The sequence below is a fragment of the Bradyrhizobium sp. SRL28 genome, assembly GCF_018596315.1.
Classification (GTDB): domain Bacteria; phylum Pseudomonadota; class Alphaproteobacteria; order Rhizobiales; family Xanthobacteraceae; genus Bradyrhizobium.
Genome location: NZ_JAHEAG010000012.1, coordinates 167640 through 177041, shown reverse-complemented (window position 1 = coordinate 177041; position 9402 = coordinate 167640). Strand labels below are relative to the sequence as shown.

General features: G+C 61.6%; 6 protein-coding genes. 1 reads left to right on the top strand and 5 read right to left on the bottom strand.

All coding sequences use genetic code 11. The features are described from left to right. Window positions 1-557: 557 nt before the first annotated feature. From KIP88_RS23605 to KIP88_RS23590, 4 genes are all read right to left on the bottom strand, one after another. Window positions 558-848 carry a GYD domain-containing protein gene (locus KIP88_RS23605; protein ID WP_214490380.1) on the bottom strand — a complete coding sequence of 97 codons (291 nt, stop codon included), beginning with the start codon at window positions 846-848 and terminating at the stop codon, window positions 558-560. 800 nt (window positions 849-1648) lie between these two features. Next, entirely contained in the window at window positions 1649-3202 is a 1554-nt protein-coding gene (locus KIP88_RS23600) for a winged helix-turn-helix domain-containing tetratricopeptide repeat protein (RefSeq protein ID WP_214490379.1), read from the bottom strand. Window positions 3203-3393: 191 nt separating this feature from the next. Continuing rightward, window positions 3394-6825, bottom strand: coding sequence for an acyl-[ACP]--phospholipid O-acyltransferase (locus KIP88_RS23595; RefSeq protein ID WP_214490378.1), 3432 nt, complete (start codon window positions 6823-6825; stop codon window positions 3394-3396). 250 nt (window positions 6826-7075) lie between these two features. Continuing rightward, window positions 7076-7330 carry a hypothetical protein gene (locus tag KIP88_RS23590; protein ID WP_214490377.1) on the bottom strand — a complete coding sequence of 85 codons (255 nt, stop codon included), beginning with the start codon at window positions 7328-7330 and terminating at the stop codon, window positions 7076-7078. A 113-nt stretch (window positions 7331-7443) separates the two neighbouring features. On the opposite strand from KIP88_RS23590, the gene KIP88_RS23585 reads away from it, so the two are divergent. Continuing rightward, complete coding sequence (locus KIP88_RS23585) at window positions 7444-8022, top strand: TetR/AcrR family transcriptional regulator (RefSeq protein WP_214490376.1); 579 nt, start codon at window positions 7444-7446, stop codon at window positions 8020-8022. Between the two features lie 12 nt (window positions 8023-8034). Here KIP88_RS23585 and KIP88_RS23580 read toward each other — a convergent pair whose 3' ends face one another. Continuing rightward, entirely contained in the window at window positions 8035-9246 is a 1212-nt protein-coding gene (locus KIP88_RS23580; RefSeq protein ID WP_214490375.1) for an ABC transporter substrate-binding protein, read from the bottom strand. Between the last annotated feature and the right edge of the window lie 156 nt (window positions 9247-9402).

The following is a 9402-nucleotide window of genomic DNA, read 5'->3' as shown; positions in this document are numbered from 1 at the left end:
CATTCAACAATGAAAAAACCACAATAGCAGAATGCTGCACCACGAGTGACGCCCATTGCCAAAGGCGGCTTTGGGTCACGGCGAGCGGTGTTGGCGTCCCCACTGTCAACCAGACGGTCTCGACACTACGGTTCTTCTTCAAAGTCACGCTCGGTCGACCCGACCTTGTGGAACGCACGACATTCGTCCGTGCCCCGCGCAAGCTGCCGGTGTTGCCGAGCGTTCAACAGACCTCAGCGAAAGGCCGCCGGCGCCGAAATCCCCATAGCGTCTGACCCACGGCCTCGCCGTACCTCCCGCGGTTTCCTCCCTTGTAGGTTTGCGTACGCCGGCCCCCGGCGTGTGCCGTGCCACCATCACGGGGCCGGCATCCGCAAACCTTCACATTCGCAACCAAGCAGGCCGGTCCTGCCCGCCATTTGATGTCCGCGTTGGCTTCAAAGCGATCGAATTGTTGCGCGCGCGTGACATGACACGAAAGGCACAGAGCTGACATGCGTCATCAAACAAAACCCCGGCGCGAGGCCGGGGCTTTGTATTTGAGAGATGAAGTTCGCTTACAAGGACGCAACTATCTTCTTGTAGTCGTCCTCTGCGAACGCCCGACAAGTCTGCGACCGTACAAATCCGAGGGTCGCGGTCCCCAAGGCGAGCTTGGCGACAACTTCGTCGTTCGGTGCTTCAACAATGGACACGGCATCATATTGGCCCGTTACGAGGTAAAAGGCTTTTAACTCGGCCCCCGCATCGCGGAAGCGTTGCTTTGCCGCTTCGAGGCGCTTGGGCCCGTCCTTGATCGCCTCGGCACCCTTCTGAGTGAAGTTGATTAGGGATATATAGGTGGGCATGGATGAGCCTCCGTGGTTGAGCGTGAGCATCCCATTGTGGGCGAAACGGTCAAACAGATAACGCAAGCAGAATGTCTGTCTTGATCTAAATCAACACGCCGAGCTGTCGGCCCCACGTCCGGTTTGCCTTTGGGGGCCGACATGGCGGCTGCAGGCCAGGATGTCGGCTACGGGCCAGAAGCGAAATCGACAGCGGCATCCGCGGTGTGCCCTATGATCCCGCCAATTTGATCGGTCCTGAAGCCGCTACACCTTGGGATCGTGGCCGCTCGTATGCACATCAACGGGGCTCGTTCGATAGGATTGACTATGATGCGTTCCGCTTTGGCCTTCGGCCTGTTGATCACCCTGTGTGCTTCTGCCAACGCCGAAACGGTGCGTCACTTCCGCACGAGCCACCATGTCACCATTCAGCCCAGCCAAGGTATGTGCGTCCCTCCGAGCTGCTACAAGTTTCCAGGCTATCCGCCCTTACCTCCGGAGGCGATTAGAACTCATGACCCGTCCACCTTCGGAGGCGGTTGACCTGACTCACCTGATGCCTCATCTGCCCCACCACTCCTAGGCCGACGATGGGTGCCGTATCACACCGCAGAGGCAACGTTGTGCGTCACAAGAAGTCTGGTGACCTGACTTCTGCAACGGGTCAAACTCGGAAGTCCGGGCGCAACTGGGCAGTCCGCTTTACCCTCAAGAACAGACGTCGCCAGCCGGGCCTGTCAGGTCCGAAAAGTGCCAACTCCGGACTCATGCGCCGCAGAAGAGTGCCGCTATTCGATCACCTCGTGGACATTGGAGAGCTACTCGGGCAACCCCGCTTTGCGAAAACCCTCAATCATCAGCTTCGCATTTATTGGTAGCTGGCTCCGAGCGATCCACGCCGATATTGTGAAAGTGGGGTCGAGCTCAAGCATACCGGCCGCCGCCTCACGGGCCTCGGCGTCGCGTCCGAGATGGGCGAAAGCGGACGCGAGGCAGCGGTATGGTCCTGGATAGGAAGGGTTCTGGCGCAGGGCTTTCTTCCCTGCAACGATGGCCTCGTCAAAGCGACGAAGCTCAATAAAGGCAAATCCCATCCCGGTAAGCGCCGTGAATGTTTGCGGGTCTACCGGGCTCATTCGCATGGCACGTTCAAAGCTCCGGATCGCTTCCTCTGGCTGCCCCGCAACCTTATAGACCCAGCCTCTGCAGTGCCACGTGTGATAGGAATTCGGGTTGAGCGCAACCGCCCGGTCGGACATCTCGATCTCGGTCTCACAATCGCCGACCAAAAGTGCCGAGATCGAGGCAGCACTTGCTAGTGTGCCTGGATCACCATCGTCGAGGCTCAATGCCAAGCGCATGAGCCGAACGGCTTCCTTGCGTTCGAATTGAGGATCGATGGCATAGTTCCTTAGCACGTTTTCCGAGTAACAGGCACCTGCCAGAGCGGCGGCACCAGCAAACCCGGGGTCAAGCTCCAGGGCGCGCTGGACCAGTCGGAGTGCCTCGGCCAAACTTTCGCGGGTCGATCGGCCGGCTTGCTGTACAGCCCGGAGATAAAGATCATACGCGGTGAGGTCTTCCGGTCGCCGCCGCGATGCCAGTGCAATTTCTGCTTGAAACAACTTTGGCTGAATAGCTGAGACAACGGCGAGCGTGACTTCGTCCTGCAACGCGAAAATGTCTGTCATGTCACGCTCGAACTTGTCCGCCCAAATGTGCGCGCCGGTAGCCGCTTCAATCAACTGGCCCGTGATGCGAACTTTCCCCGACGCCTTGCGCACCGCCCCCTGAAGGACATAGCGCACGCCAAGCCTGCGCCCGACTTCCTTGATGTCGACGGCTTTGCCCTTGAAGGTGAAACTCGAATTGCGAGCGATCACGAACAACCATCCCGTCCGCGAAAGCGCGGTAGTGATCTCCTCAACCATCCCGTCCGCGAAGTACTCCTGCTCGGGATCGCCAGACATGTTCGCGAACGGCAGCACGGCGATGGAGGGCTTGTCGGGAACTGCAGGAGCGCTCTCGGGCGCATCGCCCGGATTTGGGCTCGCAACTTCTCGCGCCTCCCGCACCTGTCCGACGAAACGGAATCCCTTACGCGGCAAGGTCTTGATCAGGCGCTGCTCCTCGCCGGAATCGCCGATGGCGCAGCGGGCGGCATTCAGGCGGGTCGTCAGTGCCGCATCGGACACGATGCGTCCATTCCAGATGGCGCCGATGAGATCGTCCTTGGTGACGACACGCTCCCGGTGATGGATCAGATAAGCAAGGAGATCAAACACCTGTGGGGTGACAGCAATCACATCCGGTCCGCGACAAAGTTCGCGACGGGCGGTGTCGAACGCGTACTCCTCGAAGAGATAGCGCAAACTGCGGACCCCCTGATGCGGCCGCCGATTAGCGGGCCGCCAACGCGGGCAGAAACGTCGAGGATAGGCCGCAGGCGAGAAAAATGTAAGCCGAATGTTGCTAAGTGTAGGCAATCCATGCGCGCGGCGCTTGTTGGAGGCGCACGTAGCCGCCGCAGGATCGTCATTGATCCCGCGGCGACGCGATAAATTTATGCGACTTCCTGTTCAGCGACTTCCTGTTGCTGCACCGGCTCGGCCGGCGTCGCAAGCTCCTTGGCGAGCCTGGTCGCGCCGACATAGTCGGTCTTGCCGGAGCCCAGCAGTGGCACGTTGCCGACCACGCGGATATCCGCCGGCACCGCCAGTTCGGACGCGCCCACGGTCTTGGCCTGGCGCTGCATCGCCGAGCGCTCGGCATCCTTCTGCGTGGTCAGGAGCACGATCCGCTCGCCCTTGCGTGCATCGGGAATCGATACCGCAACCGACATCGCCTGCGGCCACAGCGCTGCGGCCATGGCTTCGACCGCCGACAGCGAGACCATCTCGCCGGCAATCTTGGCGAAGCGTTTGGCGCGGCCCTTGATGGCGATGAAACCGGCCGCATCGATGGTGACGATGTCGCCGGTGTCGTGCCAGCCGCCGGCGAGCGATTCCAGCACACCGGGGTTTTCCGCACGGAGATATCCCAGCATGACGTTGGGCCCGCGCACCGACAGACGTCCGCCTTCCTCGATGCCGGGGACCGGATCGAGGCGGGCTTCCATCAGCGGCGACAGCCGGCCGACGGTGCCCGGACGATTCGCCATCGGCGTGTTCATCGCGAGCACGGGCGCGGTCTCGGTGACGCCGTAGCCTTCGAGGATGCGGATGCCGTAGCGCTCCATATACACTTGCCGGGTGCGGTCCTTCACCGCTTCCGCGCCGGCGATCACGAGGCGCAGGGTGCGGAAGTCGTAGGCATGGGCCGAGCGCGCATAGCCGGACAGGAAAGTATCCGTGCCGAACAGGATGGTGGCGCCGGTCTGGTAAATCAGTTCCGGCACGATCCGGTAATGCAGCGGCGACGGATACATGAAGATCGGAATGCCGGCCAGCATCGGCATCATCATCCCGCCCGTCAGGCCGAAGGAGTGGAACACGGGCAGCACGTTGAACACCTTGTCATTGGCATTGGCATCGACCCGCGCCAGCGCCTGTGCCGCATTGGCGAGGATGTTGCGATGGGAGAGCACGACACCCTTGGGCGTGCCTTCCGACCCTGACGTGAACAGGATGACCGCCGGATCGTCCGCCTTGCGGGCGACGCGGGGTGCGGTGCCGGCGAGCAGGCCGCGGACCTTATCGAGCGCACCGATCGAGGTTCTGATATCCTCGAGATATACGACCCTGGCCTGGCCGGCGATGGCTGCAATGAGCTTGTCGAGCTTGCCCTTCTCGATGAAGGCCTTCGAGGTCAGCACGGTCTTGACTTGCGCGGCCTGCATCGCCGCCAGCACATTGACCGGGCCGGCGGAGAAATTGAGCATCGCGGGCACCCGGCCCATGCTCTGCAGCGCCATGAACACGACGGCGACACCGGCCGAGTTCGGCAGCAGCACGCCGACATTCTCGCCGGCCGTGGTGCCGTTCTCCAGCTTGCGGCTCAGCACCTGGGCGCCAAGGATCAGCTTGCGATAGGTTAGCCTGGTGCCGAGTGCGTCCTCAATGATCGGCTTGCCGGTATCGCGGTCGCGATAGGCATGCGCCAGCGCTTCGAACAGGGTCTGATCCAGCATGGCGTTCTTGACCATGGCATCGATCATGACGTCCTGCAGCGCCGCGCCTGCCGCATTGCGGCGGGTCTTGCCTTTCAACGACGGGTCGACCGGCAATTTGACCGGCGGCAGGATCGAGATCGTCACCTTGGGGAACCACGAGCGTTTGATCTCGCCGTTCTTCAGGTAGCTCAGATGCGAACGCTGCGCGCCCTCGATGCGGACGGGCACAACGACCGCATCGGCCTTGTCGGCGATCATCGCGGTGCCGTCATAGACTTTCATCAGCGAGCCCGACACCGTGATGCGACCCTCGGGAAAAATCACCACGGGCTCGCCCGACGCCACCAGCTTGATCAGGTCGCGCGCCGCCAGCGGCTTGCTCGGATCCATGGTGTAGTGCTTGGTCAGTTTCAGGAACGGCTTCGCCCACCACGCCTTGGAAATCCCGGTGTCGACGGCAAAGCTGGCGTCGATCGGCAGCGTGGCGTGCAGCAGCGGGCCATCGATCAGGCTGACATGGTTCGGCGCGATCAGCATGCGGGTGCCGGCCGGCGGCAGATTCTCCATGCCGCGGACCTCGACGCGGAACAGCGCACGAAACAGCAGCGCGCCGAAGTCACGCACGCCTTCGCGGCCCCATTTATTGAGCACGAACCAGACCGAGCCAAAGCTTGCGATTGCAAGGCCGAAGAAGATCCAGGCGACCGGAAGACCAAGCGCCTGCAATCCCGCGACGAACAGCGAGCCGACCACCATGAAGGCAGCCTGCAGCACGTTGCCGGCCGCGATCACGCGGGCCCGTTCCGACGGCGCGGACCATGCCTGGACCGCGGCGAACGACGGTACCACGAACAAGCCGCCGCCAACCGCGAACAGGAAGAAGTCGGCCAGCATCCGGACGCCGGCGAAGGAGGTGGTGAATGCAGCGGCTGTTACGTCTACTCCGCGCACCGTGCTTCCGATGGCCCAGGCCAGATCGAGGCCGACGATGCCCATCACGATGGCGCCGATCGGCACCAGCGCGAGATTCGGGCGCACGTGGCTGAGCTGCGCGGCAAGCAGCGAGCCCGCGGCAATACCGATCGCGAACACGGCGAGGCAGACCGTCACGACACCTTCGGTGCCGCCGACGCCGCCCTTGACCAGCGCGGGCAGCAGCGACAGCACGATCGCGCCGACCATCCAGAACCAGGACACGATCAGCATGCCGTCCCACAGGCGCGGTTCGGCGTAGAGCGTCTTCAAAAGCTGAACGGTGGAGGTCCAGGGATTGGCTGTGATCGGCAGATCAGGCGCGGATGGCTGGCTCACGGGGATACGGGCCGCGAATGCCCAGGACAGGATCGCCAGCCCGACCACGGCCAGGCAAATCCATCCCATATGGGAGGCGCCTGCGATAAACAGACCGCCGGCGATCGTGCCGATCAAGATCGCCATGAAGGTCGCGCCCTCGACAAGGGCGTTGCCGGTTGCGAGTTCGGAAACCGAAAGCTGGTCGGGAAGGATCGCGTATTTCACCGGGCCGAACAGTGCGGCTATCATGCCGAACAGCGCGAGCGCCACGAACAGCAATGGGATCGAATGCATATAGAAGCCGGCGGCCGCAAAGCAGGCGGCAAATATTTCGGCGAACTTCAGGCGCCGCGCGACGGTCATTTTGACGAATTTGTCGGCCAGTTCGCCGCCGAGCGCCGAAAGCACGAAAAAGGGAAAGATGAAGACCGCACCGGCCAGCGTCACCAGTGGAGCGCCCTCTTCGGCGGCCACGCCATAGAGCAGCATGATGACGAGCGCATTCTTCAGCACATTGTCGTTCAATGCCGAACAGAATTGCGACCAGAACAGCGGGGCGAAGCGGTGAGAGGACAGCAATTCCTTGATCATGAGTATTTCCTGTTACTTCGGCCGGGCAATCCCGGATGCGGTCTAAAAATCGTGAGCTGCTAATTTGAGCGTCGTCGGTCGCGCGCAGGTTGTGACCAATGCGCGAAGTGGCCACCGGGCACGGTTGCATTGAAAGGTTGTACGGAAAGTTATCCGGATATTGTTGCGCGGGACCCGGTGAATGAATTGCCGCGGCATAGTGATCCCTTTCTTACGATCGGAGACACATTTGAACGAAAGCGGCGGCGCCTCAGGTCAAGTAGTGCAGGGAGGCAAACGGTGACAGCGAGCGCTTCCAGGCGTTGCGAGGACGATGGGCTTTCATCATCGCGCGCAGGCGACGCGCCGACTGCCGGCGGGCCAGAACGCCGCCGACGTCGCAGGCATTGGCAATGCGCTCAATCGGCGCGGTGGCGATTTGGGTGATAGCCTTGCCAAATCCCTTCACGAGTTCGATGGCATCGTCGACGAAAGTGGTGGCCAGTTGGGAAACGAGGGTTTGCATTTGGGTAGCCTCCGGGTTGAAAATGAACATTGTTCAAAATATATAGGCCAAACGTGAGCAGTGCTCAAGAAGAATCTTTGCGGGAACGCAAAAAAACTTTGCGGCGCCATCTCATGATCGAGATTGCGCGCGGCTTGATTGCCACTAACGGATTGAGATCATTGAAAGTTCGGGATGTCGCGGAGGCCGCCGATTGCTCGATCGGAAGCGTCTATAACGAGTTCGGAGACTTCGACGGCCTGATCCTGACCGTGAATCGCGAGACGGTTCGGGCGCTGACCGCCCGCCTGGTCGCGGTCCCTGCCGAAGACCCGGTCCGCCAGCTCCACGGATTGGCCGAGACCTACCTGGCGTTCGCTGCCGATCACGCCAATCTTTTGCGCTCGCTGTTCGAACACCGGATGGAGGACGACCGGCCTTTCCCCGAAGACATTCTGCTGATGGTGATGCAGGCGTTTGCGCTGATGCATGAGCCGATGGTCCGGCTCCTGCCCGACCGGAATCCGGAAGAGGTGGCGTTGCTGGCGCGCATGATGTTCTCCGCCGTGCACGGCATCATTTCGCTCGGCCTGGAAGAGCGAATGGTCGCGGTGCCGCCGGAAAAGCTGCGCCAACAGTTGGCGCAATTCGTGGATACACACCTGGTGGGGTTAGGCATCTCTCTTGATAAGGCGCGAGACGGCGAGGTCTGACCCTGCACCTCTTCACGAACCCCTCAGCAATTCGCTGATCACGTTGAACTGGTTGTCGCGAAACTCGACCATGTAGCCGTCCTTGATTGGACGATAGTCCGTCGGGGAGGTGTTGAGCTTGACCCCGGGCATCAGCATCGGCAGCGCGACGCCCTTGAGATTGGCCGCCTGCGCCATGATGTTTTCGCGGCTCAGGTCGTTCTTACACTGAGTGAGCACCACGACCAGCGCCTGGGCCACCATGTAGCCATAGCCTGCCGCCAGATTGGCCGGATCGATATTGGGCAGCCGCGCTTTCATGAAATCCCGATAGGCGACCAGGTCCGCGTCGGTGGAGTCAGCCGAATAGGGCTTTAGCGCGCCGACCGACATGATGCCGGTCGCGGCTTCGAGCCCGGCCGGCACCATCACGGTTTCCTTGTTGGCGCAGCCGGAGGAGATGAAACGCATCGGACGCCAGCCGGTTTCGTAGGCTTTTCGGATCGCTTGCGCACACGCACGCGGCGTCACGCTGTAGATCAGGAAGACGTCGGCCTTGGTATTGGCGAGCGTGAGGATCTGCGAATCCACCGTGGGATCGGCGACCTCGAAACTCGCAGCCATCGCGATCACCTTGTCGGCATCCGCCCCAAGCGCTTCCTTGACGCCGCGCAGATAGTCCTTTCCGGCGTCGTCGTTCTGATAAAGGATCGCAAAGCGCGCATTGGGATTCTTGGCGCGGGCGAAGCGCACCTCGATGCCGGCTTCCTCGACATAGTTGGGCGCCCAGGGCAGCGCCATCAGCCAGGGCTGGTTGACCGGATCGTTCCATTTCGATGCGGAGCTGATCAGGAACAGATGCGGCACCTTGGCGCCGTTGAGATATTTTGCCGTCGCCGAACTCGGCGCGGTGCCCATGGTTCCGAACATGAAGGCGACGCCGTCATTCTCGACCAGCCTGCGCGTCGCCTCGACCGTCTTCGGCGGCGAAAAACCGTCGTCTAGCGAGATCATGTTGAGCTTGCGTCCGTTGACGCCGCCTTTCTCGTTGATCAGGTCGAAATAGGCCGCAAAGGCCTTGCCGGTGACGCTGAGCGCCGACGCCGGGCCGCTATACGGCATGATGTTGCCGAACTTGATCTCGGTGTCTGATATGCCGGGTTGCTGAGCTGACACTGTCGTCGCAGCAGTGAGGGAGAGCAGCGCAGAAAAGAAGGCCGGGACGAACTTGCTCGATCGGATCATGCTTCATCCTCCCCGGCGAATGGCCGACAATGTTGTTATTGGTTTTGAACCAAGGCTAGGGCATGCTCGGGGACCGGTCTTGCGTTCAGTTGCTGGACACCGCACGCGTCGGGTTTGCTGGTGCGGCGGCCGCGCCTGCAAGACGATGCCAGCCGC